General features: G+C 63.6%; 18 protein-coding genes, 1 tRNA gene and 2 pseudogenes. 10 read left to right on the top strand and 11 right to left on the bottom strand.

The features are described 5' to 3' along the window. Positions 1-2 precede the first annotated feature (2 nt). The 3 genes from Q0330_RS05165 (at position 3) to Q0330_RS05175 (ending at position 2,702) form a co-directional block, all read left to right on the top strand. Positions 3-872, top strand: coding sequence for a DMT family transporter (locus tag Q0330_RS05165; protein WP_299475462.1), 870 nt, complete (start codon positions 3-5; stop codon positions 870-872). Positions 873-941: 69 nt separating this feature from the next. Beyond that, positions 942-1,031, top strand: a tRNA-Ser gene (locus Q0330_RS05170). A 66-nt stretch (positions 1,032-1,097) separates the two neighbouring features. Further along, positions 1,098-2,702 (top strand): site-specific integrase, encoded by a 1,605-nt coding sequence (locus Q0330_RS05175; protein ID WP_299475465.1) that lies wholly within the window; start codon positions 1,098-1,100, stop codon positions 2,700-2,702. A gap of 78 nt (positions 2,703-2,780) precedes the next feature. Here the strand turns inward: Q0330_RS05175 and Q0330_RS05180 are convergent, their stop codons facing one another. Continuing rightward, a complete protein-coding gene (locus Q0330_RS05180) occupies positions 2,781-3,509 on the bottom strand; it encodes a hypothetical protein (protein ID WP_299475468.1) in 729 nt (242 codons plus the stop codon). Positions 3,510-3,589: 80 nt separating this feature from the next. Here Q0330_RS05180 and Q0330_RS05185 point away from each other — a divergent pair, with 80 nt between their 5' ends. After that, entirely contained in the window at positions 3,590-3,832 is a 243-nt protein-coding gene (locus Q0330_RS05185; RefSeq protein WP_299475471.1) for a helix-turn-helix transcriptional regulator, read from the top strand. A 107-nt stretch (positions 3,833-3,939) separates the two neighbouring features. Here the strand turns inward: Q0330_RS05185 and Q0330_RS05190 are convergent, their stop codons facing one another. Both Q0330_RS05190 and Q0330_RS05195 read right to left on the bottom strand, forming a co-directional pair. Then, entirely contained in the window at positions 3,940-6,633 is a 2,694-nt protein-coding gene (locus tag Q0330_RS05190; protein WP_299475474.1) for a DEAD/DEAH box helicase family protein, read from the bottom strand. A gap of 174 nt (positions 6,634-6,807) precedes the next feature. Then, positions 6,808-7,633: pseudogene (locus tag Q0330_RS05195) on the bottom strand (DUF4158 domain-containing protein); the annotation flags it as partial. 135 nt (positions 7,634-7,768) lie between these two features. Between Q0330_RS05195 and Q0330_RS05200 the strand changes: the two are divergent. Continuing rightward, positions 7,769-8,981: pseudogene (locus Q0330_RS05200) on the top strand (IS256 family transposase). Then, positions 8,924-9,403 (top strand): transposase, encoded by a 480-nt coding sequence (locus Q0330_RS05205; protein ID WP_299475477.1) that lies wholly within the window; start codon positions 8,924-8,926, stop codon positions 9,401-9,403. Before Q0330_RS05200 ends, Q0330_RS05205 begins: the two are co-directional and overlap by 58 nt. Before the next feature lie 380 nt (positions 9,404-9,783). On the opposite strand, the gene Q0330_RS05210 is transcribed toward Q0330_RS05205, so the two are convergent. The 3 genes from Q0330_RS05210 to Q0330_RS05220 form a co-directional block, all read right to left on the bottom strand. After that, the gene (locus tag Q0330_RS05210) at positions 9,784-10,047 is read right to left on the bottom strand and encodes a hypothetical protein (RefSeq protein WP_299475480.1); all 264 of its coding nucleotides are present in this window, start codon (positions 10,045-10,047) and stop codon (positions 9,784-9,786) included. A 272-nt stretch (positions 10,048-10,319) separates the two neighbouring features. Next, positions 10,320-10,568 carry a hypothetical protein gene (locus Q0330_RS05215; protein ID WP_299475483.1) on the bottom strand — a complete coding sequence of 83 codons (249 nt, stop codon included), beginning with the start codon at positions 10,566-10,568 and terminating at the stop codon, positions 10,320-10,322. Between the two features lie 311 nt (positions 10,569-10,879). Next, positions 10,880-12,115: a hypothetical protein gene (locus tag Q0330_RS05220; RefSeq protein ID WP_299475486.1), complete on the bottom strand. Its 1,236-nt coding sequence runs from the start codon at positions 12,113-12,115 to the stop codon at positions 10,880-10,882. A 433-nt stretch (positions 12,116-12,548) separates the two neighbouring features. Between Q0330_RS05220 and Q0330_RS05225 the strand changes: the two genes are divergently transcribed. Genes Q0330_RS05225 through Q0330_RS05235 form a run of 3 tightly spaced genes read left to right on the top strand, consistent with a single transcriptional unit; the run spans position 12,549 to position 16,565 of the window. Beyond that, positions 12,549-13,220 (top strand): ABC transporter ATP-binding protein, encoded by a 672-nt coding sequence (locus Q0330_RS05225; protein ID WP_299475489.1) that lies wholly within the window; start codon positions 12,549-12,551, stop codon positions 13,218-13,220. Continuing rightward, the gene (locus Q0330_RS05230; RefSeq protein ID WP_299475492.1) at positions 13,217-15,541 is read left to right on the top strand and encodes an FtsX-like permease family protein; all 2,325 of its coding nucleotides are present in this window, start codon (positions 13,217-13,219) and stop codon (positions 15,539-15,541) included. The genes Q0330_RS05225 and Q0330_RS05230 overlap by 4 nt, the downstream gene beginning before the upstream one ends. Further along, positions 15,534-16,565, top strand: a complete 1,032-nt coding sequence (locus Q0330_RS05235; RefSeq protein WP_299475495.1) for a lipocalin-like domain-containing protein — start codon at positions 15,534-15,536, stop codon at positions 16,563-16,565. The genes Q0330_RS05230 and Q0330_RS05235 overlap by 8 nt, the downstream gene beginning before the upstream one ends. A gap of 32 nt (positions 16,566-16,597) precedes the next feature. Here the strand turns inward: Q0330_RS05235 and glpK are convergent, their stop codons facing one another. Both glpK and glpD read right to left on the bottom strand, forming a co-directional pair. Beyond that, entirely contained in the window at positions 16,598-18,085 is a 1,488-nt protein-coding gene (glpK, locus tag Q0330_RS05240; RefSeq protein ID WP_299475498.1) for a glycerol kinase GlpK, read from the bottom strand. A 59-nt stretch (positions 18,086-18,144) separates the two neighbouring features. After that, entirely contained in the window at positions 18,145-19,767 is a 1,623-nt protein-coding gene (gene glpD / locus Q0330_RS05245; RefSeq protein ID WP_299475501.1) for a glycerol-3-phosphate dehydrogenase, read from the bottom strand. Positions 19,768-19,854: 87 nt separating this feature from the next. On the opposite strand from glpD, the gene Q0330_RS05250 reads away from it, so the two are divergent. Next, the gene (locus Q0330_RS05250; protein ID WP_299475504.1) at positions 19,855-20,628 is read left to right on the top strand and encodes a DeoR/GlpR family DNA-binding transcription regulator; all 774 of its coding nucleotides are present in this window, start codon (positions 19,855-19,857) and stop codon (positions 20,626-20,628) included. 36 nt (positions 20,629-20,664) lie between these two features. On the opposite strand, the gene Q0330_RS05255 is transcribed toward Q0330_RS05250, so the two are convergent. The 3 genes from Q0330_RS05255 to Q0330_RS05265 form a co-directional block, all read right to left on the bottom strand. Continuing rightward, a complete protein-coding gene (locus tag Q0330_RS05255) occupies positions 20,665-21,174 on the bottom strand; it encodes a gluconokinase (RefSeq protein ID WP_299475507.1) in 510 nt (169 codons plus the stop codon). Between the two features lie 137 nt (positions 21,175-21,311). Continuing rightward, complete coding sequence (locus Q0330_RS05260; RefSeq protein ID WP_299475511.1) at positions 21,312-23,282, bottom strand: DEAD/DEAH box helicase; 1,971 nt, start codon at positions 23,280-23,282, stop codon at positions 21,312-21,314. A 132-nt stretch (positions 23,283-23,414) separates the two neighbouring features. Further along, entirely contained in the window at positions 23,415-24,350 is a 936-nt protein-coding gene (locus Q0330_RS05265; protein WP_299475514.1) for a class I SAM-dependent methyltransferase, read from the bottom strand. Positions 24,351-24,383: the final 33 nt, after the last annotated feature.

Raw genomic sequence — 24,383 nt, forward strand, 5'->3', positions numbered from 1 at the left:
TCATGTGGATTCTTGCCACGCTGATCGCGGCCCTGGCCCAGACCGGGCGCAACGCCGCCCAGGCCGGGCTGAGCGGTCAGGTCGGCACCGTCGGCGCGACCGCCGTGCGCTTTTTCTTCGGCCTGCCCTTCGCGGCGCTGTTCCTGCTGGTCATGTCGGCCTGGCAGCCGCTGCCGGCGATTTCGGGCCCGACGCTCGGCTGGGCGGCACTTGGCGCCGCAGCCCAGATCGCCGCCACCGCCTTCATGCTGCTGACCATGCGCGGCCAGGGTTTCGGCATCGCCACCGCGCTGATGAAGACCGAGCCGGTGACGCTGGCGATCTTCGGCGCGCTGTTTCTGGCCGAACCGCTCGGCTTCGCGCGGCTGGCGGCGATCTCGCTCGCTGTGCTCGGCGTGGTGCTGATCTCGGGCGCGGAATGGTCGCGCGCCAATGCCCGCAGCGTGGCGACCGGGCTGACGGCCGGGGCGCTGTTCGGTCTGTCCGCCATCGGCTTTCGCGGCGCCATCCTGACCCTGCCCGAGGGCGGCGTCATCCTGCGTGCCAGCGTGATCCTGGCGATCGCGCTCTGTCTGCAGACCGCGGCCATGCTGATCTGGATGATCGCCCGCGACCGCCCCGCACTGGCCGCCATCGCACGCAGCTGGCGCATCTCGCTTGCCGCCGGCGCGCTTGGCGCCTTCGCCTCGCTTTTCTGGTTCATCGGCTTCGCACTGACCTCGGCCGCCAATGTCCGCACCCTGGCGCTGATCGAGGTGGTCTTCGCCCAGGCCCTTTCCGCGCGCCTTTTCCGAGAGGGCACCAGCCCGCGCCAACTGGCCGGCATCGCCCTGATCGTGGCCGGCGTCGCCCTGCTGATCCGCGTCGCCTGAGCGCAACATCTCTCGAAACTGACATTTCCCCCTTGTGAAGGGTCGCATGGCGCTGCTAAACGCGTCGGCGGAGACGTGGCCGAGTGGTCGAAGGCGCTCCCCTGCTAAGGGAGTATACCAGAGATGGTATCGAGGGTTCGAATCCCTTCGTCTCCGCCATAACACGCTAAAACAATGACTTAGGCCTTGGACAGGCAAGTGCGACACAAAGTGGAGCATACGCCCATGAAACTGTCCGCCTACCTGTCACCGTCACGGCACGGGGTTTTCTATTTCCGTTGGCCATTGCCCTGTGGCGACCGGCAAACCCGCAGAACCATTAGGATATCGTTAAGAACCAAGTGTCCAGATAAGGCTGGCGATCTTGCTCGCCATCTCGCATCTTGTGGGCGATTGGTTCGGGATAACAAGACATTGGCACGGCTGAGACAAGACGAAATGCGCGAAATGGTGCGCGCTTACTTCGCTGCATCACTGGATCGGTATTTGGAGCGGTTAAACGATACCGGGCTATCTGAGCGGTCGCTTGAAGCATTGCAGCAAGAGTTGGACGTGCATGAGGACGCCATAGGCGGCTTTGACGACCTGTCAGACCTTTACCTTGATGCTGGTACCTTGGACAGCTTCCGCGCCTCAGCGGGCCTCACAGAGGCTCAATGGGCCGAAAATGAAGGCGACCTGCGCCGCGAACTGCGAAAGGCTCGTCGGGGTCAGATAACGGAACTTCTGAGCCGGGTGGAGGCGCTGGAAGGCTACTCCTTCGCCCAACCCGCCACAGTCTCGCTAGAAACCGGCAAGGCCCCGCAGAGGCCCTCTGCGTCACTCGCGGACGTGTATGAGGATTTCATAGCCGAGAACAGTCCGCGTTGGACGACGCAAATGGAAAACCGGGCCAAGGCCTTCCTTGCCGTCATGCTTGAGTTTTTTGACCATGACCGTCCATTCGCGGATATTACCCGAGAAGACGCTGCCGACTTCAAAAAAGTAGTCATGGCATTGCCGGTCAACCGAAACACCAAGCCGGAAACCAAAGGCCTACCGCTCTTGGAGGCGGTGGAGGTGGCAGGTGTCAAAAAGATATCCCTTGAGCACTTTAACAATCACATGGCGATGTTCGAGCGGCTTGGTGACTGGGCCAAACGCCACGGGCGCGCATCCGAGAATGTCTTCGAAGGTATGAAGATCAAAAAACCCAAGGGGGCGAAGACAGACCGAAAGCCTTACAGCTATGCCCAAACAACACGCCTATTCATAGAGTTGACACAAAACACGTCCGGGCTGGTTAAAAAAGAAGACCAAAAGTGGGGTGGGTTGCTGGGCCTCTTTACAGGGGCGCGGTTGAACGAGATTGCGCAGCTTCAACCCAGCGACATAGGGGAAGAAGACGGTATTTGGTTTATCGACATCTCGGATGAAGGTGATGACAAGAAGAAACTCAAGGCAGAGGCAAGCAAGCGCAGGGTGCCGCTTCATTCTGAACTCATCAAGCTGGGTTTTCTTGATTTTGTGCAAACTCAATCAGGCAAACCGCGTCTGTTTATGTCGTTCAGCTACAACGAAAAAGACGGTTATGGGCGTAATCTGGGCCGATGGTTCCGCGATACCCTTTTGCCGGGATTGGATATGAAAAAGGAAGGCTTGGTCTTCCATAGCTTGCGGCACACGATGATTGAGCGATTGGCAAAAGCCGATGTGCAAGAACCCTTGTATCAGGATATCGTGGGACATGAGCGGCAAGGCGTCACGCAAAAGTACTATAACAAGGGCGGGCATACACTGGCACAGAAGAAAGAGGCGATAGACCGTTTCACCATCGGCCAAGCCAAATAGTCGGTCAGGTGGGTGGGGCCATCCCGCATGGCCCCCTTCATCGGTCAGGCGAAGCGGTCAGCCACATCCGACGCAAGATCATTCCACCACGGCCATGCAATCATTGAACATCGCAACGTCTTTTTGCTGTTCAAAACGGGCAAAGCAGTGGTCGAAAATAGGCGTGCAAGAAAGGTGGTTCGCGGGTGTGCATCTGTTCATACCGCTAATCGCCACTGCTGCTCTTAACTCATGCCATGCTTGATCCTCGCGTGACACGGTAGCCGTGATTTGCAGTGCGTCCTCAACGGCGCTGTGCAGATCGGACAAATCCCAGCAAGCATTCTGCTGGCCGGTGAATGTGACAAACCGAGCGCATAGCGTTTGACTGTTCAGAATGTCGCGAAACGTCCCGGCATATGCTGTCGGGCCGTCGCCGTGCCAGATGCTGCCAGTGACGGTTCGGCCATCCGTGAAGCCCGTTTCCCTCGGGTTCAGCGTATCAGGCAGTTTGATGTCTGAGCCGCGTCCTTCATCCCCACGATACACGACTACCAAGCCCGCACTTATCAAGCGTTCTGGGCTTTCCTCGGGAAGCGCAAAGTAGATACTAACTCGGCGGTCAACGTCTCGATAAAACCCGGCGACAAATCCGTCTGGATTTTGACTGATCGCGATGGTTGTTCGGTGGTCGGAAGGTGGCACAGGCCAGTTGTGAACCGATAGCCATTCATCAGCACTCGCACCTGTAGCAAAAACGGACACGAGAAATGCTGAACAAAACGAAAGTGTTAACCCGCGCGCGGTCTGTTTGGCGTGCCTGAACATAGTCTAAGGAACTCCTGGACTTTTAGATACCTAGATTTAAGATATGGTCAACGCGCCCAGTGCAACAGCATGGGGCGTTCATGCCTAAAACTCTTGGGGATCATAGGCATGATGCTCTTGTCCGCTACCTCATCGAGAAACGCGGACAGGCAGGCTTGAAGCAGGTCGAACTTGCGGAGCGGATGAAGGTCTATCAGTCCTTCATCGCGCGGCTGGAAAGCGGGCAACGCCGGGTGGATGTGGTGGAGCTGGTCAAGCTGGGCGAGGTGCTTGGCTTCGATCCGACCGAGATCGTGGACCGGCTCGCAAAGATGTCGGACTGAGCCTGCACCGACCCCGGCTTATTTGCCCCAGTAATGGGGAACCATTCCTTAGACCGTCAATCCCGCACACATAGGCAGGTCCAGACATATAGACAGGCAAGATCAGACTATACGTCCAGCGCCTCAGTCTCGAATGCGGCTTTGAAGTCGGTATTGGTCTGCCCCGTCTCATTGAAAAATGGCAATCCAAGAACCGTATAATCCCTGCCTTGGAATACCGTCTCAAGTCGGGCCTTGTCTTTCACTTGCTCAAGGAAGTCCTGCTTCCAGTCATCTTGCGGGCGCAACTGTTCGCCCTTGGGTTCGATGAATAGCTGCAAGATCGTGCTGGCTTCTTCGCCCTTCTTCCTAAGAAACAGAACGAAGTCAGGTTCAAAGGCGCGTCCAGTGTTGAAGTCGTATAACTTCACCGCCTTCTCGTTTCGCAGCAGGTAGAAGTCATCATACACGCCCCGCAACCGGGCTTCCTGATCGTGCATGTACTTGATGAAGTGCTTTTCCTGATCGGTCCCGTAGCTGTCGTCATAGGCGTGCCAGTCCTTGCCGCTCAGGTCGATCTGGTCCAACCCCGGCACGTTGCTTTCGGTCCAGCTTAGCCCGGTCTCGCCTTCGATCCGCAGTTTCAGCACCTTGTCGGTGAAACGGTCCTTGATGGGATAGGGCTTGAAGTCCTTGGTGCCAATATACTCGACGCTTTCACGTTTCACGCCGCTTTCGATCTGGTGCAGAACGTACTGCGCGATGTCCAGCTTTTGCCGTGCGGTCAGGTTGTCCAAGTCATCCGGCAAGCCGCGCACGCTTACTGTCGCGCCGCCAAGATAGGTGTCAGAGGCGACAAACTGCGAGGCGCTGGCGAGTTGCGGGAAATAGGTCCGCAAGTTGGCGAAGTGGAAGAAGTCGTTGGCGTCCATCGCAAAGCCCAGAATGGCCCTGCCGAAATCGGCCAGCTTGAAGTCGCGGGACACGGGTTCCTTGCTCGACGGTTTCAGCGTCAACTGCCCACCGCCAAAGGCAGAGGCTTCCGTCACCCGGCCTGTCATCAGGTTAGGATAGGTGAAAGTGCTTTCGATCTTGTAGGCGTCCAGCCCTGCCACACCGTCGCGCGGGTTGCGCACCCGATCATTCACCCAGACATGATCCCGCTTATAGAGGTCAGTCTGCTTGAAGCTGTCTTTGAGCCGCAGCCGCACCGTCCGGGCGGTGTCGTCCAACATCCCAGTTTCGCGCAGGGCGTTGCGGATGTCTTGGATGTACTTGGGATTGTGGGAACAGTGGTAGTGCAGTTCTTCCAAGATGCGCAGGGGCACGTCCACGGCGCTGTCGTATTTGCGCTTTTCCCGCGCCGCGTCGGGCTGTTCCGGGGCAATGAAGGGAAAGTATCGCGCCCCGCGCCCGATCAACTGCGCCTCGGCCATCGTGGTCTTGCCAACCTTGTTGGCCTTGCCGTCGCGGGTGTCATAGAGGCGCACAATGTCGAACAGGTTAAGCACGTCCCAGCCTTCGTTCAGCTTATCGACGGCAAAGATCACCCGTATCTCGTTGTCGCGGTCCTCCAAGGCGTTGAGTTCTATCTGTCTGTTTTCCAAATCCTTGGGGTTGTTGACGTTCACCACCTTCTCGGGGGCAAAATCGCCCTGTAGCTCACGGGCGAAATCCGCGCCGCTCATGGCTCTTTCATCCATGATGAAGGCAAAGGCCCGCGAAAGCGTCTCATCGCCCTCAGAGGTTGCCCTGAGCGCGCCCAGCGCCTCACCTGTCAGCCCAGCGACCATCGCCGTGAAAGCCGCTTCGTTGTCGGCGCTTTCCTTGATCGTCTTGGACTTCATCAGGATCACCGGCTTGCAGTGCAGCCCATGCGCCTCGGCCACCTTGCGGCGATACTGGCTCAGAACCATCGCCTGCATCATCCGTTCCGCAGGGGGCAAATCGGCCTGCCGCAACTCGATGTCCTTGGAATAACCGTCTTCCCGAAACTGCCGCAGCGAATAGTCGTAGAGTATCTTGTCGGCATACTTCGCCCGGATCGCGTCGTGGGTCAGGTCCACGGTCGCGGTAAACTCCAACAGCATATTCTCGGGGTGCTGGCGGAAAATCTCCGACACCGTGCCTTCCCAACTGGCCTTCTCTGCCTTCTCGCCTTCTGTCAGCGTCTTCTTGGTCTCGGCGTTCAGGTGGTGCGCTTCGTCCGAGATCATCACCACCTTGTAGTCGCGGAAGTCTTCGATGGTGACGGCGTTCTCCTTCGGGTTCTGCATCCGGGTGTGCAGCCCTTGAATTGTGGTGAAATGAATGTTGATTGCATCACCCGACACCGCGTCGAACGTGTCCACCGCGCGAATGTCCACGGGCTTGTCGTCAATCCGCACAGTAGGTGCGAACAGGTGCTTGGCCGATGCGGGGTTGAGGAAGTTTTCCTTGGTCTTCTCAATGATCTGGGCGGAGTTCACGAAGAACAGGAAGTTGCGATAGCCGAGCTTGCGGAGGAACTTGCCGATCGCATTCGGGCGCGCGCGTACGCCGGTTGCGTCATGCAAGGCAGATGCCAGCTCCGGCATCGTGATGTCACCGTCCTGCGCGATGATTTCCGCGAAGAAGCTACGATGCGGATCGAGCTTTCCCTTGCCCCTGGGCCGACCTTGACGTGCCGCGCGGGCCTGTCCGGTGTGACGGATCGCAAGCCCCCAACGCGCCCCGGTGGCAGGCGAAAGCTTCAAGCGCAGCGCCGCCGCGCGCCCGCTTAACCCTTCCTCAATCAACTTCTGAAACCGCGCCCGAAGCGCATCCGGCAAAGGTGCTGACATGAACCATCCTCCCAAACAGGACGAATCACAGATCAGGCCTCAAGGGAATCCCTACGATTCAGGTTTTCGGCGGAAGGCTTTATCGCCACGCTAGATCCGATGCCCATGACCTGTGGGCCGGATACACCCTTGAAATGACTGCCTGAAAGACGCCGCTCAGGCCGAATTCGCGCGCATCAGAACAAGTTGGCAATCCCCGCGCAACCCATCGGCAAAGTAGCGCTCGCCTTGGCGGCGCAGGCGGGTGATCCGATGTGGTGGTACGTCGGCCAGAATGTCCGGTGAGAGGTCCAATTCTTGTAAAAATTCCAACCGATCCAGAAGTCGCGATGCTCCAGCCGAGTTGCTACCCGCCTCGAAACGGCAAAGCCAGATGAACCGGGTGACATTGCCATCCACGATCTCGGTCAACAGCGCATCCAGGCGTTCTTTCGTTCCATCGTCGATCCTGTTGGTGATCCGGCTTTCGGTCTGGCGCTCGGTCGACACCAGAGCATCTGCGCATAACCGTTCGATGACAGAGATGCCGGGCAGGATCACCTGCGACTGGCGGCACTCTTCGACAAATCGGAGCGCCAGGTCTTCGTTGGATCGGGCAGTTTCAGCCTCATTCTCAAGCCAGGCCTTCAGACTCCGCGCGCCTTTGGCCCGAGAACATCTTGAAGCCATAAATCTGGCGAAGGGCGTGCAGGTGCTGCTGACGGGTTTGCCGGCGTGCGGCATAGGGTAAGACATGGTCGCCGGTCAGACCCAACTGGGCTGCGATGAAGCGCAAGACCTTTTCCGGGATGACTTCGCCAGATGACAACAGCCGCCCAGGATAGCGTAGGGCACAGAGCTGTAGGGCAAAACCGATCTTGTTCTCCGGTCGTCGCCGTTCGTTGATGTGTTCGATATCGTCGTCTGCCAGCGTGTAATGCCGCAACATTAAGGTCTCGTCAGTCGGCAAGTCGAAAAGCGCCGCACGCTGGCGCTCGGTCAGAATGGACCGTCTTGGCATGTTGGTTTGTCCTTGTTAATCAGATGTCTGTTCGGGACACATCTCGCACCAGCAAAGTGAACGACACACCGGCGAGAGTGTCCGACCTTTTGTGTATGAGTGATCCGGTCCATGCTTCACCGAAAGGAAGCATGAATGACCATCTCGAAAGAAATCCTGGATGAACTGCTGAAGGGCTGCAAGCGGCCTGAGGATCTGCTTGGCGATGCCGGGCTGATGAAGGAGCTGAAGATCAAGCTCATGGAGCGGATGCTGGGAGCCGAGCTGACCGCGCATCTTGGTTACGAGGAGGGCAAGGACGCCCCGCCGGGCCAAACCAACCGGCGCAACGGCACATCGGCCAAGGTGCTGAAGGCCAGGACGGCGAGGTGCCGCTGGCCGGGCCGCGCGACCGGGAAGGCAGCTTCGAGCCTGAGCTGGTGAAGAAGGCCAGACCCGGATCGACAGGGTGGATGACAAGATCATCGTGCTCTATGCCGCTGGCTTGTCGGTGCGCGACATCCAGGCTCACCTGGAAGATCTTTACGGCTTGCGGGTTTCACCCGACCTGATCAGCCGCGTGACCGATGCCGTGCTGGACGAGGTCCGGGAATGGCAGCACCGGGCGCTGGACCGAATGTATCCGATCGTCATTTTCGACGCCCTGCGCGTGAAGATCCGCGATGCCGACAGCCGGATGGTGAAAAACAAGGCCGTTTACATCGCCTTGGGCGTCACCCGCGAGGGGGAACGGGAAGTTCTGGGCCTCTGGATCGCCGACAACGAGGGGGCCAAGTTCTGGCTGTCGGTGATGAACGAGCTGCGCAACAGGGGCGTCCAGGACATCCTGATCGCCGTCGTGGACGGGCTGAAGGGCTTCCCCGAGGCGATCACCGCGACCTTCCCTGAGACCATGGTCCAGACCTGTATCGTCCATCTGATCCGGCATTCGATGAACTTCTGCAGCTGGAAGGACCGCAAGGCGGTGGCCGCCCACCTGCGCCCGATCTATCAGGCTCCGACCGCCGAGGAGGCCGCCCGCCAGTTGGACACCTTCGAGGAGAAATGGGGCGCGAAATACCCGTCCATCGCTCCGGCCTGGCGCCGGGCTTGGGCCGAGGTCACACCGTTCTATGCCTTCAGCGCAGCGATCCGGAAAATCATCTACACCACCAACGCCGTGGAATCGCTGAACCGGGTGCTGCGGAAGACGCTGAAAACCAAGGGCTCCTTCCCGACCGAGGAGGCCGCGACCAAGCTGATCTTCTTGGCCATCCGCAACTTCGAGAAAGGCGGTCGCGCCGTCCGGGAATGGGTTGCGGCTCGCAATCAGCTGGCCATAATGTTCGCCGGGCGCTTCGACGCCTGAACGTGTCTGAAAACCGCATGGGCCCGGTCAGATACACAGAGTTTCGGATACTCCCCACACCGGCTGACGCCGTTGACAAGAAGCTCTATTCCGCGCGCGGCCAGGCCGAGAACCACATCAAAGCGTGGAAAACCCATCTCGCATCAGACCGGACGTCATGCTCGAAGGCCAACGCCAACCAGATGCGCCTGATACTGCACGGTTGCGCCTGCTGGCTTTGGTGGACGCTCCGCGCGGCCTGCCCGAAGCGTTCACCGTGGCACCGCGCACAGTTCGATACGTTGCGCCTGCACCTTGTCAAACTGGCCGCCACCATCGTCGAGAAAAAAACACGGATCATCATCACATTGCCGGCGTCCTGCCCGCGACAGGGACTTCTCAGCCTCCTCTTCGACGCCCTCGCCCCACCGAAAGCAGCCTGACGCAAGCGCCCCGATAACCCCGAAACATTAATCCACACGACCCAGGACACAAGCCACCGACCGGGTCACCAACCGGACGCCGACATCAGCTGTGTGCAACAAACCCGACGCGAGAGAAACCGATCCCTGAGCAGAAGCCTGTGGCTTCATGAATTATACGGGTTAAGATTTAAACGGCAGCGCCAGGAGTTTCCATCGCTATTTCTGCCCTGTACGGCACGTACTACGAAATCAAGATCGATCGATTGAATCGGGAACCTTTCCTTCAACCTTTGGGCTTACCGATGAGTGGCAGACCCGCGGCTTTCACGAGGACTCTGGCCGATTAGCAGCTGCTACTTCCAGATAGTTGTCATCCCAAACGCGGTTCGTGTCCTGTGTCAGCCGCCTTTGTTCAATCCGGCTCGGATGACGCCGAGCTGCGGCGGCATCATGATTGCGGAGCAATAACGCCCAGCGGCAGGCGCGCAGCGCGGAATGCGCGAACCACAACAGGACCACTGACGTACAAAGCCAGCCGCAAGGCCGTTCAAAACCGAAACCAATAAAAAAGCGGGCTTTCGTGGCACGATCAAGAAGCTCAGCTCAGTCACCGGCTGGCCAGCCAACGGTACGCCAACATCAAGTGCGCGCAGAAAACCCAACGCCGGAGAAACTGATCTCAGCCTGCGACTGATCTGCCATGCAGGGGCAAGCCATCATTCTCGGGTCGTGAACTGAGATCGGGGCGGTGCGGTTCAGAGGGTGCGGTCTGCCGGACGGGAGGAATCGGTCACCTCTGGGAACTTGCTGTTTCCCACCTTCATCGTTGCGACATCAGCGACATTCGCGACAAATGGGCCTTGCGGGACTGTCGCGGTTGTCGCGATTGTCGCAAGGGTGGTCCTTCATGATTTCGGACAGCGCGCCTTGAACATCAAAGAGCATGGCTCCCCCTCACGATCTGAAACGCTTCCTTCCGGACCATGCCGCGCACTGTCGTGCCCTCGGGTAGCCGAATGAGCCATCCGTGCTTTTCGAGCATGGTGATTGTGGTCCGTGCGGCCTTGCTCTCGCGCAGCCGGTTCGGACCCATACGGACCACTTCGCGCACCGTGATCTCCGGGTGCTGCCAGCTTTCGATAAGCCATTTGCGCAATGCTTCGGCCGTCTTCGTCTCCGCCACAATACCTGTATTTTTCGTTGAAAATCAGTGTGTTGCGGCCTGATCGCTTTATTCGGACCCACATTCCACCCCACTTATTTTTCTGGATTGCGTTGTTCTTCCTTGAGTTAGGCTGGACATGTCCCTCGACGACCGATGGCTTTTGCCCTCGCCTGCGATTACGGTTGTTCTTTACCCCCGAGACAAGGTGCGCGCAGACTGTCATGACTGTCGGCGTCGACGGGACCGTGCAGAATGCGCTGCGGCCCAATACCCTGCTTGACTGACCAGAATCACCATCGTCCGCGAGGCACTGAAATTTGTCGACAGGACTACACCCATTTCCCTTGTCTCGGGGTGGTGACCGGGACGTCCGAGGCTGTGCGGATTGTGATGGGTTCGGCTCCAGCGCGTTGCGGCATGATGTATTCCATTGTCGTCACCTGCAATGATATCGCGGAACCGCCTGCACCAAAATCCCTGCAGGCAGCAAGCACTGGCTTGATGGTTACCCACTGCAGCATCCGGCCCAGATCCGAGTCGACGGCTAGGCCGGCTTCCTGCGGCAGGCCGGAGATCCATTCGCGGATTTCGCGGGCCTCCCGACGCAGCTCAATGATCTGCCGGAGGTGAGAGAGTCGCGTCTCCTCGCGTTTGAGGCGGGCCTGTGCGAGCTGTCGCCGGTGCTGCAGGATTTTCCACTGCCTCTCGCGCTCCTCACGCTCCTCGCGGCGCACGCGAATGGTCTCTATGCCGGCGACTATTTCGGGGACCATCCGTTCCACGCGTTGCGTCTTGCCGTCACCCCACGTCTTCCGCAGGTCGTCCGCCCACGCATCGATCGAGAATACGAGTTCGCCGGTCCACGCAGTCACATATTCCGGCCAAGGCGGTCGGCTGCCGAACGAAATGCTGTCCCAATCGTTGCGCCGAAGGGACCGTGCCTGCTTCTCTTTCCTCTTCTCCTCCCGAGCGATTTCTTCTGGGGTCGGTATGTATTTCAGCCTTCTCGTTCGTTCGAGCAGGGTAAAGCTGATCTTGTCCGCGCCCTTCTGAACGGACATCTTCTCTCCGTCCGCTGTCAGGCTCAGGCTGACCTCGTCGAGCGTCCGCGCCAACGCGTCGAGGACGAAGCAAGCACGTTCGACGGACGCAGCGCCGAGGATCACGCCACACTGGCCTGGCGCCGTGGCGCTGAGGACGCCCTCCTTGTCCGGCTTCCTGGTCCGAAGGAACTTCACCGTTTTCGCCACCGAGGCGTGTGGATTTTCTACCAGAGGCATTGGGGATTCTGGCGTCGCCCTGGTGGTAGCGGCCCGGACTTCCCGCTCAGCCTTTCGCTTGCGGGCAAGTTCGGCGACGCCGTCAGGAAGAGCTGAGGTGGCCCCGCGAATGCTTACCCGATCGAGGCTTCGATCCCTCAGTTCGAGGAATGGCGGCACTTTCGGTTGTTCTCCGGCAGCAACCTTGGCCCAGTACCCCCGGGGCGGTACGGGAATACGATGGCGACCGCAGACCTTCGCGAGCCCCCGATCCGATATCCCGAATTCCTGTGCAAGCGCTGTCATCGGTTTGCTCCAGACAAGGTCGTAGAGGTCCCGACGGCTAAGTATCTGTGAAGGCGACAATTCTTGAACTCTCCGTAATACAGCTTCGCGCGGAAGCAATATCCCGCAGCGCCATTTTAGCTGTCCTCGCCACCAGGGTGAAACGTGGAGAAGGTTGGATATCAGGCCCATCCCCTCCGCCAGATACTCATACGACGAATATGTTAGCTGATATCGTGAAGCGAACCAGTCCTGACTTCGGATCACAAAAGCATGTCGCAACATGAATGGTGGTGTTGAATATCAACCTTAAAAGATCCGAGTTTGACCGTCAGCGCCCTCCTATCCATTTGCCGCTGGCAAATACACCCTGACCAGCCCTAGGATCGACCCCGACCCGGCGCACGGTATTCCTGTCATCGGGCAGCCTCTATGCTTTCAATTTCTGGCTCGCATGACCGCAACTGCCCTCGACATCAGCCACCTGCGCAAAAGCTATGCCCGTCCCGGCGGCGCGACCGAGGTGCTGTCGGATGTCACCCTCGCGCTGAATCCCGGCGAGACGCTGGCGCTGACCGGCGAGAGCGGCTCGGGCAAAAGCACGCTGCTGCATCTCGTGGCCGGGCTGGACCGCGCCGATGGCGGGCGGATCGCCGTGGCCGGGCAGGAGATCACCGCCCTGCCCGACCGCGCGCTGGCGCGCATCCGGCGGCAGCATACGGCGCTGATCTTCCAGCAATACAACCTGATCCCCAGCCTGAATGTCGCCGAGAACCTGGCCTTCCATGCCCGCATGGCCGGGCGTCACGACCCCGCATGGGTGCAGGACCTTGCCGAACGCCTCGGGCTGGCCGGGCTGATCGACCGGATGCCCGACGAGATTTCGGGCGGGCAGCGCCAGCGTGTCGCCATCGGCCGGGCAATGGCGCTGCGCCCGGCGCTGCTGCTGGCCGATGAACCGACCGGCAATCTCGACGAGGAGACCTCGGATCAGGTCATCGCCGTCATGCAGGATCTGGTGACGGAAACCGGCTGCGCGCTGCTTTTCGTCACCCATTCCGACCGCATCGCCTGCCGGATGCAGCGCCACCTGCACCTTCGCCATGGACGGGTCGCGCCGGCATGATCGGGGCGATCCTTCACGCCTTCTGGTCGCATTGGCGTCAGAACCGGCTGCAACTGGCGACGCTGGTGGCCGGGATCGCGCTCGCAACCGCGCTCTGGACCGGGGTGCAGGCGATCAATGCCGAGGCCCGTGCCAGCATGGCCAGCGCCGCCGACGCTGGCCGGATCGCCGCCCTGCCGCGTCTGGAACGGGCCGGCGGCACGCCGATCGCCATGGCGGAGTTCGTTGCCCTGCGCCGCGCCGGCATCATGGTCAGCCCGCTGATCCGGGGCGAGATCGAACCGATGCCGGGGCTGCATCTGACGCTGACCGGCATCGACCCGCTGACCGCGCCCGAAGACCTGTGGCCGCCGGGCGATTTCATGGCTGCGACCACCCCAGCGAACGAAGTCTTCTATAACGCGCCCGGCCCCCAGCCGCCCAGCTTCTCACCCATGGCCGCGCTGCCCGAGGGGCAGGCCGTCGCCGATATCGAGACCGCGCAGCGCCAGCTTGGCCGTGACGGCTTCGACGCGCTGCTGCTGGTGCCGCCGCAACCGCTTGGCGCGCCGGATCCGCTCAGCGTTGTCCCGGGCCTGCAATATGTCCTGCCCGCCGCCGCCACCGCACCGGGGGCGCTGACCGAAAGCTTCCAGATGAACCTCAGCGCCTTCGGCGCGCTCTGCTTCATCGTCGGGCTGTTCATCGTGCGCGGCACGGTCGGGCTGGCCATGGCGCAGCGTCGGCGCAGCATGGCGGTCCTGCGCGCGCTCGGCGCACCGGCGCAAAGCCTTGGCGCGCTGATGCTGGCCGAGATCGCATTGATCGCGCTCGTCTCGGGGCTTTTGGGGGTGGTGCTGGGCTATGTGCTGGCCATCTGGCTGATGCCGGGGATCTCGGTCACCCTGCAAGGCATCTATGGGGCCGAGGTCGGATCGCAGGTGGCCTTGCGCCCGATCTGGTGGCTGGGCGGGATCGGCATGGCTCTGGCGGGCACACTGGCCAGTGCGGCGGGACCGATGCTGGGTGCATCGGGCCGCGCCGTATTTGCCGAAACTCAGCGGCGGCGGGGGGTATGGCCGGCGCTGGCAGGCGTAGCCATGCTGATCGTTTCCGCCGGACTGGTCATCTGGGGCGCGGGGCTTCTGGCCGGTTTCGCCGCCATCGGGACGCTGCTTCTGGGCGGCGCGGCGCTGATGCCCGGGCTGCTGGCCGGCACCCTGGGCACCGCGCGCCGGCTGGCCCGCACCCCGATCACCGAATGGACCCTGGCCGAGGCCCGTGCCCAGATCCCGCAGATCTCGCTGGCCATGACCGCGCTGATGATGGCGCTTGCCGCGAATATCGGTGTCACCACCATGGTCGGCAGCTTTCGGACCAGCTTTTCGGATTTCATCGCACAACGGCTGGCGGCGGAAATCTATGTCGCCACGCCGGACGGGGGCGACATGCTGAAGGACCTTCTCGACCCGGGCGAGCATTTGCTGCCGCTGCGCTCGGTCGAGACGACAGTTGCCGGCCAACCGTCCGAGATCAACGGCATCGTCGACGACCCGATCTATCGCGGCTGGTCACTGCTTGACGGGTCGCCCGAGGCCTGGGCGCAGGTGCCCCAAGGCGGCGCGATCATCAATGAGCAACTGGCCCATCGCGCCGGGCTTTCCCCCGGCGACATGATCGCCCTGCCCGACGGTCCGGCCCGGATCGCCGGGGTGATCGCCGATTACGGCAACCCGCTGGGAAAGGTCTATGTCTCGGCAACGCGGCTGGATCGCATCGCGCCCGGCCTGAAAGCCCCCCGCCATGCCATCCGCAGCAATGACCCGGCGGCCCTGCGCACCCGCCTGATCGCCGGCGGCATCGCGCCCGAGCGGATCATCATGCAGCCCGAAATGAAGGCGGCCTCGCTGGAGATCTTCGAGCGCACCTTCGCCGTGACCGCCGCGCTGAACGCGCTGACCCTGGCGGTGGCGGGTTTCGCCGTGCTGACCTCGCTTCTGGCCGCCGCCGATGCCCGCCTGCCCCGGCTGACCCCGCTCTGGGCGATGGGCGTGGACCGGCGGCAACTGGCGGCGCTGGAGTTGGCGCGGGTCACGCTGACGGCGGCGGCGACGGCCCTGCTGGCCCTGCCGCTTGGTCTGGCGCTGTCCTGGCTGCTGCTGGCGGTGGTCAATGTCGAGGCTTTCGGCTGGCGCCTGCCCTTCCGCGCCGATCCGGCGGGCTGGCTGCTGCTGATCGGCTTCGGCATCGGGGCGGCGCTGCTGGCCGCGCTCTGGCCGGCGCGGCGGCTGGCGCGGATCTCGCCCCGCGCCCTCAGCGAGGTGCTGAGCCGCGATGGATAGGCGCGCCTTCATCCTGGCCCTGCTGGCGGCAAGCGGTGCCCGCGCGCAGGGCTTTGCCGGCCTCGGCGCCGATGCCCAAGGCTTTGCCCTGCCCGATCCGGCGCGCCCGATCCTGTTCCCGCGCGATCACGGCCCGCATCCGGATTTCCGCATCGAATGGTGGTATCTGACCGCGCCCCTGCAATTCGAGGACGGCACGCCGCTTGGCATCCAGTGGACGCTGTTCCGCTTCGCGCTTGCGCCCCCGGACGGGAACACCCCGCCGCCCGCCGTCTGGATGGGCCATGCCGCCGTCACCACCGCGACGCGGCATCTGTCAACCGAACGCTTCGCCCGGGGCGGCACCGGGCAGGCCGGCGCGACCGGCGCACCCTTCGCCGCATGGATCGACGAATGGCAGATGGCCGGCGAAACGCCCGAGGCGATCACGCTCAGCGCCAGCGGGCCGGGTTTCCGCTATGCGCTGGATCTGCAGGCCCAAGGCCCGCTGATCCGCCACGGCGCACAGGGCTTTTCGCTGAAATCGGCCTCCGGTCAGGCCAGCTATTACTATTCGCAGCCCTTCTATCGGGCGCGGGGCAGCGTCGATCTGGGCGACGGTCCGCGCGCCGTGACCGGAGAGGGCTGGCTGGATCGCGAATGGTCCAGCCAGCCGCTTTCCGCCGACCAGCAGGGCTGGGATTGGTTCTCGCTGGCGCTGGATGACGGGCGCAGGCTGATGGCCTTCCGGCTGCGCGGGACGACCGACTTCCGATCCGGCACGCTGATCGCCGCCGATGGGACGGCACGCGCGCTGTCGGATGGTGAGATCGTGGCAAAGCCGGACGCGCAGCGGCGCGGCATCCCGACCGAATGGCACCTTCAGATCCCGACCGAGGGGCTGGACCTGCGGATCGCGGCGCTGAACCCCGATGCCTGGATGGAGACGCGGGTGTCCTACTGGGAAGGTCCGGTCGCTGTCACCGGCAGCGCCACCGGGCGCGGATATCTGGAGATGACCGGCTATGCCCGGTCAGCCCCCTAGTCGTCAGGCGGCGCCCGGTTCCGCCTGCTCGATCAGGTGACCGAGATCGTCGCCTGCACCGCCCTTTGCCAGCGCGCGTATTTCGCCGCCCGGACCTCTTCGCCCATCGTGGGGGCAAAGCGGCGCTCCAGCGCCCAGCTTTCGCCGAAACCCTCCGGCCCCGGACAGATCTCGGCGCGCATCCCGGCCAGCCAGGCCGCGCCAAGCGCCGTGGTCTCGGTCACCACCGGACGATCCACAGGCGCGCCGAGGATATCCGACAGGAACTGCATCGCCCAGTCCGAGGCCGCCATGCCGCCATCGACGCGCAACACGCCCCCGACCTCGGTCGCCCAGTCGGCGCGCATGGCTTCCAGCAGGTCGCGGGTCTGGAAGCCGACGCTTTCCAGCGCCGCGCGGGCCAGCTCCGCCGGGCCGGAATTGCGCGTCAGCCCGTAAACCGCGCCCCGGCTTTCCGGCTGCCAATAGGGCGCGCCAAGGCCGGTGAAGGCCGGCACCAATACCAGATCCTGACCCGGATCGGCGGCCTCTGCCAGCCCCTGCGTTTCCCCCGCCGCGCGGATGATCTTCAACCCGTCGCGCAGCCATTGCACCACCGCGCCGGCGATGAAGATCGAGCCTTCCAGCGCATAGGTCGTCCGCCCGTCCAGCCGATAGGCGATGGTCGTCAGCAGCCGGTTGGTCGAGGGCACCATGCTCTCGCCGGTATTCAGCAGCGCGAAACAGCCGGTGCCATAGGTCGATTTCATCATCCCGGGCCGGAAACAGGCCTGCCCCATCGTCGCCGCCTGCTGGTCGCCGGCCACGCCGAGGATCGGGATCTCGCGCCCGAACAGATCGGCGCGGGTGCTGCCGAAATCATCGGCGCAATCGCGCACCTCGGGCAGAAGCGAAGCCGGAATGTCCAGCAGCGCAAGGATGTCCGCGTCCCAGCGGTTCTCGGCGATATTGTAAAGCATGGTCCGTGCGGCATTGGTCGCGTCGGTGACATGGGACTTGCCGCCGGTCAGGTTCCAGATCAGCCAGCTGTCCACCGTGCCGAAGGCCAGTTCCCCCTTCGCCGCACGACCCCGCGCGCCGGGGATGCTGTCGAGCAGCCATTTCAGCTTGGTGGCCGAGAAATAGGGGTCCAAGAGCAGCCCGGTGCGGGCCGTGATCATCGCCTCGTGCCCCTGCGCCTTCAGATCGGCGCAGATCGGGGCGGTGCGGCGGTCCTGCCAGACAATCGCATTGGCCAAGGGCTGGCCGGTGGCGCGGTCCCAGAGCAGCGTGGTCTCGCGCTGATTGGTAATCCCGATGGCGGCGATGGAGGCCGCCGCGATCCCCGCCTTCTCGATCACCGCGCGCGCGGTGCCGGCAACCGTGGTCCACAGATCCGCCGGCACATGCTCGACCCAGCCCGATTGCGGGAAATGCTGGGTGAACTCGGCCTGCGCCGTGGCGACGGGGCGCAGACCCGCATCGAACAGGATCGCGCGGGACGAGGTCGTGCCCTGGTCGATGGCGAGGATATGGGTCATGGCAACTCTCTCGTCTGGGCGTTTCGGGATCGGGCGCGGCGGGGCCCGCCTGCCCCTTCTTAACCTGTGCCGGCGATTTCGGGCAAATCTTCGGCCAGGAAGTCCTCAAGTGCCCGGACCTGATCGGCGCTCAGATGCAGCCCCATCCGGCTGCGCCGCCACAGGATGTCCTGCGCGCTGCGGGCATATTCGTGGCGGATCAGCCAGCGGATTTCGGCCTCGGTCAGCCCGGCACCGAAATCGCGGCCCAGATCGGCCATCGTGGTCGCCTGCCCGAGAAGCGCGAAGGCCTCGGTCCCGTAGGCCCGCAGCAGCCGGGTGGCAAGTTTCGGGGGAAGGAAGGGATAGGCCGCGACCAGCCTTGCCTTCAGCGCCGGCACCCCATCGACCGGAAAATCGCCGCCCGGCAGGGCCACGCCCGCCGTCCATGGCCCGCCCATCTGCGGAAAGAAGGGCGCAAGCTTTGCCAGCGCGCTTTCCGCCAGCCGCCGATAGGTGGTGATCTTGCCGCCGAAGACATTGAGCAGCGGCGCGCCCTCGTCGTGCAGGCTGAGCACGTAATCCCGCGTTGCCGCCGTGGCCGATTTCGCCCCGTCGTCGTAAAGCGGCCGCACCCCGGAATAGGTCCAGACAACCTGATCGGGCGTCACCGGCGCGGCGAAATACTGACTGGCGAAGGCGCACAGATAATCGCGCTCCTCCTCGGTGCAGTGGACTTCGCCCGGCGCGCCGTGATGGTCCTTGTCGGTGGTGCCGATCAGGGTGAAATCCTGCTCATAGGGGAGGGCGAAAACGATCCGCCCGTCGCTGCCCTGAAAGAAATAGCAGCGGTCGTGATCGTAAAGCTTCGGCACCACGATATGACTGCCGCGCACCAGCCGCACCCCCTCGGTCGAGGGGATATGGGCGACATTGCGGATCACATCCTCGACCCAGGGACCGCCGGCATTGACAAGCGCGCGGGCCTGCCAGATCCGGGGGCCGTCCGGTCCTTCGCATGTGATCTGCCAGAACTCGCCCTGCCGCTCGGCATGGGTGACGCGGGTCCGGGTCAGGATGCGCGCGCCCCGCGCCTCGGCATCGCGGGCGTTCAGCACCACCAGCCGCGAATCCTGCACCCAGCAATCGGAATATTCGTAAGCCAGCCGGAAGCCAGGTTTCAGCGGCCTGCCGGCAGGATCGCTCGTAAGATCCAGCCGCGCGGTCCCCGGCAGGATCCTGCGCCCCCCCAGACGGTCGTAAAGAAACAGCCCCAGCCGGATCAGCCAGGCCGGCCGCCGCCCGCGCATCCAGGGCATGACGAAGGACAGGATCCGCGAGGTCGGCGTATCGCTGTCGAAGCGCATATCCGGCGCATAGGGCAGCACGAAACGCATCGGCCAGCTGATATGGGGCATGGCGCGCAGCAGCGTCTCGCGTTCGTGCAGCGCCTCGCGGACCAGCCGGAACTCGAAATATTCGAGATAGCGCAGCCCGCCATGAAACAGCTTGGTCGAGGCCGACGAGGTTCCCTGCGCCAGATCGCCCTGCTCGGCCAGCACCACCGACAGCCCGCGCCCGGCGGCGTCGCGGGCAATGCCGCACCCGTTCACCCCGCCGCCGATGACGAACAGATCGACCGGCGCGGAAGATGCCGGTTGCGGCAGGCTGTCCTTGTGATGGGTCTTCACGGAATCGCTCATCAGGTATTTTCGTTTATATTCGTTATCTGCTAAAAGGAACGTAATGCAACATCCTTTCCGCTTTTCAACGCCCGGCAGGTCCCCGTCATGACGCTGAGCATCCGCCAATCCGAAATCCTGGAACTGGCCCGGGCCGAGGGCCGGGTCGGCGTCGATGCCCTGGCGCAGCGGTTCGATGTCACCCTGCAGACCATCCGCCGCGATCTGGGAGAGTTGGCCGAGGCTGGGCTGGTCGAACGCGTGCATGGCGGCGCGGTGCCGCGCATGGGCATGGTCAATCTGGGTTACGAGGCCCGGCGGCGGCTGAACGCCGATGCCAAGGCCGCCATCGGTGCCGCCTGCGCGGCCATGATCCCGGACAATTCCAGCCTGATCCTGAATCTCGGTACCACCACCGAAGCCGTGGCGCAGGCGCTGATCCATCACGCCAATATCACCGTCATCACCAATAACATGAATGTCGCCAATATCCTCGCCGCCAATCCGGGCTGCGAGATCATGGTGGCGGGCGGTGCGCTGCGGCGCTCGGATGGCGGGCTGGTGGGCGATCTGGCCACGCAGTTCATCGAACAGTTCAAGGTCGATTACGCCATCATCGGCAGCTCGGCGCTGGATCTGGACGGGGACCTGCTGGATTACGATCTGGCCGAGGTCCGCGTCAGCCGGGCCATCCTGCGGCAGGCGCGGCGCAGCTTTCTGGTCAGCGATCACTCGAAGTTCCGGCGTTCGGCCCCGGCCCGCATCGCCAGCCTGTCCGAGATCGACGCCTTCTTCACCGACCTTCCCCTGCCCGCGCCATTGGCAGGGCTTTGCCGCGACTGGGGCACGGATGTGCATCTTTGCGGCGAAACGGCGGGGTGAGGCCTGCCGGGCCGCGGGGGGCGGCCCGGCAGCGGCCTATTGCAGATCGAGGAGCCGCAGCGCTTGCGCCACCTGATCCTCGATGGACAGGCTCATGTCGATGATCTTGCCGTCTTCGTCGGGCTGCAACGGCTCCAGCGCCGCCAGTTGCGAATCCAGCAGTTCGGGGGCAAAGAAATGCCCCTGCCGACCGGCCAGACGCGCCACCAGCACCTCGCGCGAGCCATGCACCATCAGGAAGCGCACCCGTGGCGCGCCGCCGCGCAGGATGTCTCGATAGGCGCGCTTCAGCGAGGAACAGCCCATGACCGAGCTTTGTCCTTGCGCCTCGAACCGGCCCAGTTCCTGTGCCAGCGCATGAAGCCAGGGGTCGCGATCCGCGTCGTTCAGCGGAATGCCGCCATGCATCTTCTCGACATTGGCGGCGGGGTGGAAGGCATCGCCCTCGATGAAGGGCCAGCCAAGATGGCGGGCAAGCGCCTCGCCCGTGGTCGATTTGCCGGCACCCGAGACGCCCATCACGACAATATGCTGAGCGCCGCTCATGGCTGCCACCGGCCAAGGCTATCCACAGGCTGCACGGTCAAACTCCGCATTCTCGCCATCCGTTCTTCCTCGCCCTCCAACCCCGACCCGGGATGATCGCACAAGGCGCCCGATCCCGGCGTCATCACTGAAAGAGATCACCGCGCAGCTTTGGGCCGACGCGGCGGCGCGCTGCCACCTTTCGCGGTTTTCGCACGATCCGCCGCCTTCGGCTTCTTTCCCTTCGCCCAGCCTGCCGGCTTCGCGGCGTTCCCCGACTTGGTCTTGTCCTTCTTCCAGCGTGGCTTTTTCGGCGGTGCTTCCGTCACCTCGCCCGAATCCACGGGCGACCAGGCCTCGGCTTTCCTTTCCGCCTTGCGTCCCGCAGGCTTCCTTGGTGCCGCAGCAGCCTTGGGGGAAGGCGAAGTCGGCGGGGCGGCGCGTTCCTCAACCTCGCGACCAACCGCAGGCTTGCCGGCAGGACCGCCCTTGCCCTTGCGCGGGGCCCGAGCCGGACGCGCCGGACGGGGGGCAGCCGGCCCGCGTTCCAGCGACGGCTCGCCGTCCAGCCGGCGCATCGTCAGGCCCGGTTCCAGCTCCGTCGCCTCGCCGAATTTCGGGGCCGAGCCGGTCGCGATCTGCACGAAGGTCTCGTGCTCGCGCACCCGGATCGCGCCGATGGCGTCGCGGGTGATGCCGCCGGCCTCGCAGATCTTGGGCAGCAGCCAGCGCGCCTCGGCCCGGCCGCTATGGCCGACCGACAGCGTGAACCAGACCGCCGGTCCGAATTCGCGCGGCGGGCGCGGCGCGGCATCGGAAGGCGCCACGCTCTCGCTCAACTCCTCGGGCGCCGGGCGACCGTCGCGCCACAGCTGGACAAAGGCCGCCGCCACCTGCTCGGGCCCGACGCGGGCCAGCAACTCGCGCACGATCCCCATATCCTCAAGCTCAGCCGACAGCGCCGGATGCTCCAGCATCCGCTGATCGTCGCGGGCGCCGACCTCCTCGGCCGAGGGCGGCTTGCCCCATTCGGCGACGACCTTGGCCCCCTGCAACAGCCGCTGCGCCTTCTTGAACGAAGACGGCGGCACGATCAGCGCCGAGACCCCCTTCGCCCCCGCCCGCCCGGTCCGGCCCGAGCGGTGCAGAAGGGTTTCGGGATTGGTCGGCAGATCGGCATGGATGACCAGTTCCAGCCCCGGCAGGTCGATGCCGCGCGCGGCGACATCGGTGGCGATGCAGACCTGCGCGCGCCCGTCGCGCAACGCCTGCAGGGCATGGGTGCGTTCCTGCTGCGAGAGTTCGCCCGACAGCGCCACGACCCGGAAGCCGCGATTGCCCATGCGGGCCAGCAGGTGATTCACCTCGGCCCGGGTCTTGCAGAAGACGATGGCGGTGCGCGCCTCGTAGAAGCGCAGCAGGTTCAGGATCGCGTTCTCGCGGTCGCGGGCGGCCACCGACAGCGCGCGATAGGTGATGTCGCCATGCTGGCGCGACTCGCCCTGGGTGGCCAGCCGCAGCGCGTCGCGCTGGAAATCGCGGGCCAGCTTCTCGATCGCCGGCGGCACCGTGGCCGAGAACATCAGCGTGCGGCGGCTTTCGGGCGCGGCCTGAAGGATGAATTCCAGATCCTCGCGGAAACCCAGATCGAGCATCTCGTCGGCCTCGTCCAGCACCGCGACGCGCAGTTCCGCCAGATCGAGCGCCCCGCGCTCGATATGATCGCGCAGCCGGCCCGGGGTGCCTACGACGATGGCCGGGGCGCGGGCAAGCGCGCGACGCTCGGTCCGGTAATCCATGCCGCCGACGCAGGTCGCGATCTGGGCGCCGGTGCCGGCATAAAGCCAGCGCAGTTCCACCGCGACCTGAAGCGCCAGCTCGCGCGTCGGTGCCACGACAAGCGCCAAGGGCGCATTGCCCTGCGGCAGCGTGCCATCCGCGTTCAGCACGTCCGAGGCGGCGGCGATGCCGAAAGCCACGGTCTTGCCAGAGCCGGTCTGGGCCGAGACCAGCAGGTCGCGGCCGGGCGCCTCGGGGGTCAGCATCGCCTGCTGCACGGCGGTCAGGGTATCATAGCCTCGTTCGGCCAGTGCCGCAGCCAAAGGCGCGGCGATAAGTTCATGGGTCATGTTTCTGCCTGGATGGCCGCTCGGGCCGGGTTTGACGGCCCGATCCTGCCTCCACACGCCGCCTCGACGCGGCGCAACCAGAACAGCCGATCCGCTGACCTATCGCCATGCGCCGGCGAAGTCAAAGCCGGATTACTGCGCCCCCTGATAATAGGCGACGATATCGCGCGGCGAGATCGGCGTATCGGCCTTGCGACCATAGAAGAAGACGCCGCTGGCCGCATCCTGCGCGTAATCGGGTGGGATAATCCGGTCGAGATACTGGGTCCAGAAAAATGCCAGCTTCGCCGCCTTGCCGGCCTTGCGCGACCGAAAGACGCTGCGCGCCAGATAATCGACCGACCACATGAACTGCACGCCCGGCCCCCCGCTCGCCCCCGAGGCCAGCACGTCGAAATTCCGGAACAGATAGCGATGCCCGCTTTCGGTGAAACGGGTGAAATCGTAAGGCCCTTCATGGACCTGCTGCATGAAGGGGGTCTCGGCATAGACCAGCCCGCCGGGGCGCAGCACCCGCCAGATCTCGGCCACGACCTGCGCCGGTTGCAGCACATGTTCCAGCACCGCCTGAATGATCACCGCGTCGAACAGGTCATCGGGCAGCGGCAGGTGATGGCCGTCGGCGATGAACTGCACATTCGGGGTGTCGTAGATGTCGAAGGCGTAGATCTCGATCCCGGGATGGTCATAGATCGGGGCCATGCCCTGCCCGACGCTGCCGCCGCCGATCACCAGCAGCCGCGCCGGCCGGCCAAGCGCCTCAAGATCGGCGATCAGCCGGGCCACGTTTCGCGCCGTCGCCTTCTTCTCGGGCGAGACCAGCCGTTTGATCCGCGCCGTCAACCCGTTGTAATTCTTGCGGGCGATCTGGCTATGGGCCTTCGTGGCCATCACCGCCTCCTCGGACAGGACCGAGTCGCTGAAATCGACCAGAACCGGCTTGCCGCGCAGCACCGGATAGACCCGCCCCGAGGCCGTCCGCAGCCGGTCGGACCCGTCCCGAACCAGTGCCTCGCCACTGAGCGGGCAGCGCAGGATCGTCAAACAGTCTTCACTACTCACCAACATCGCAGTCATTCCTGAACATGCGGTCTATACGAG

It is taken from the genome of uncultured Paracoccus sp., assembly GCF_937873615.1.
Classification (GTDB): Bacteria; Pseudomonadota; Alphaproteobacteria; order Rhodobacterales; family Rhodobacteraceae; genus Paracoccus.

Coding starts and splice junctions, on each gene's coding strand:
- Q0330_RS05255 (WP_299475507.1), bottom strand. CDS start 21,174: ATGAGCGGCGCTCAGCATATTGTCGTGATGGGCGTCTCGGGTGCCGGC.
- Q0330_RS05220 (WP_299475486.1), bottom strand. CDS start 12,115: ATGACAGCGCTTGCACAGGAATTCGGGATATCGGATCGGGGGCTCGCG.
- Q0330_RS05185 (WP_299475471.1), top strand. CDS start 3,590: ATGCCTAAAACTCTTGGGGATCATAGGCATGATGCTCTTGTCCGCTAC.
- Q0330_RS05235 (WP_299475495.1), top strand. CDS start 15,534: ATGGATAGGCGCGCCTTCATCCTGGCCCTGCTGGCGGCAAGCGGTGCC.
- Q0330_RS05190 (WP_299475474.1), bottom strand. CDS start 6,633: ATGTCAGCACCTTTGCCGGATGCGCTTCGGGCGCGGTTTCAGAAGTTG.
- Q0330_RS05250 (WP_299475504.1), top strand. CDS start 19,855: ATGACGCTGAGCATCCGCCAATCCGAAATCCTGGAACTGGCCCGGGCC.
- Q0330_RS05165 (WP_299475462.1), top strand. CDS start 3: ATGTGGATTCTTGCCACGCTGATCGCGGCCCTGGCCCAGACCGGGCGC.
- Q0330_RS05265 (WP_299475514.1), bottom strand. CDS start 24,350: ATGTTGGTGAGTAGTGAAGACTGTTTGACGATCCTGCGCTGCCCGCTC.
- Q0330_RS05260 (WP_299475511.1), bottom strand. CDS start 23,282: ATGACCCATGAACTTATCGCCGCGCCTTTGGCTGCGGCACTGGCCGAA.
- Q0330_RS05180 (WP_299475468.1), bottom strand. CDS start 3,509: ATGTTCAGGCACGCCAAACAGACCGCGCGCGGGTTAACACTTTCGTTT.
- Q0330_RS05175 (WP_299475465.1), top strand. CDS start 1,098: ATGAAACTGTCCGCCTACCTGTCACCGTCACGGCACGGGGTTTTCTAT.
- Q0330_RS05225 (WP_299475489.1), top strand. CDS start 12,549: ATGACCGCAACTGCCCTCGACATCAGCCACCTGCGCAAAAGCTATGCC.
- glpK (WP_299475498.1), bottom strand. CDS start 18,085: ATGACCCATATCCTCGCCATCGACCAGGGCACGACCTCGTCCCGCGCG.
- Q0330_RS05230 (WP_299475492.1), top strand. CDS start 13,217: ATGATCGGGGCGATCCTTCACGCCTTCTGGTCGCATTGGCGTCAGAAC.
- glpD (WP_299475501.1), bottom strand. CDS start 19,767: ATGAGCGATTCCGTGAAGACCCATCACAAGGACAGCCTGCCGCAACCG.
- Q0330_RS05205 (WP_299475477.1), top strand. CDS start 8,924: ATGGGTTGCGGCTCGCAATCAGCTGGCCATAATGTTCGCCGGGCGCTT.